Source organism: Lactococcus sp. (genome assembly GCF_036648155.1).
GTDB classification, from domain to species: Bacteria; Bacillota; Bacilli; order Lactobacillales; family Streptococcaceae; genus Lactococcus; species Lactococcus cremoris.
The window spans coordinates 1-629 of the sequence record NZ_JAVXIY010000037.1 but is presented as its reverse complement, the minus strand read 5'-3'; the positions used below and the strand labels follow the sequence as shown (position 1 = coordinate 629).

Here is a 629-nt window from a genome sequence, read left to right as displayed (position 1 = left end):
CACTATTTCAGGATGTTCTTAATTTGATCTTAGAGCATCCATATAAGGCATTTATTTTTTTAATAGTCGTTTTAATATTACTTATCGTTTGTGAAGTTTCAGACCATAGACCACAGTCTTAGCTTAATTGCTTTAAATAGCAGAGGGGGCGGAGTGCCCCCGAACTGATGCAATTCAAATTATTAAATCTTCTTTCCCTGATTACAGCTCCCTTGTAAACTCTAAACCATAATTACAGAGCGTCCGTAGGCGCGAACTGATACAGGGGGGCTTTATGAGAGATGTAACACCACAAAATGTTGAAGAAAATAAGAAACGTGATGAGCAAGAGCGTTTAAAAGAGCGTAATGCTGCAAGACGCCAACAGCGTATTGATAAATTTAATAATAAAAAAAGTGTTAAGACGCTTAATTCTATTTTGGAAAGTCGTTGGTTTTTTTGGCTAGGTATTCTTTGCTTGGTTCATCTTATTTATAAATATGTATTCTGATTTTTATAAGACTGATTTCGCATAATGTAGCCGTGATTATGTTACTTGCGCTTCACATTGCTACAAATAAAAAGCCCATTGGTATTTTTCTCCAGTGGGCTTTTTGTTTGTCAATGTTGCCAGGATCGCTAGGGCAGAG

1 protein-coding gene is annotated in these 629 nt (G+C 36.4%); it reads left to right on the top strand.

Features of this window, described 5'->3' with window-relative positions; translation table 11 throughout:
* Positions 1 to 274 precede the first annotated feature (274 nt).
* A complete protein-coding gene (locus tag RSC39_RS11995) occupies positions 275 to 490 on the top strand; it encodes a hypothetical protein (RefSeq protein WP_332537464.1) in 216 nt (71 codons plus the stop codon).
* Positions 491 to 629 lie beyond the last annotated feature (139 nt).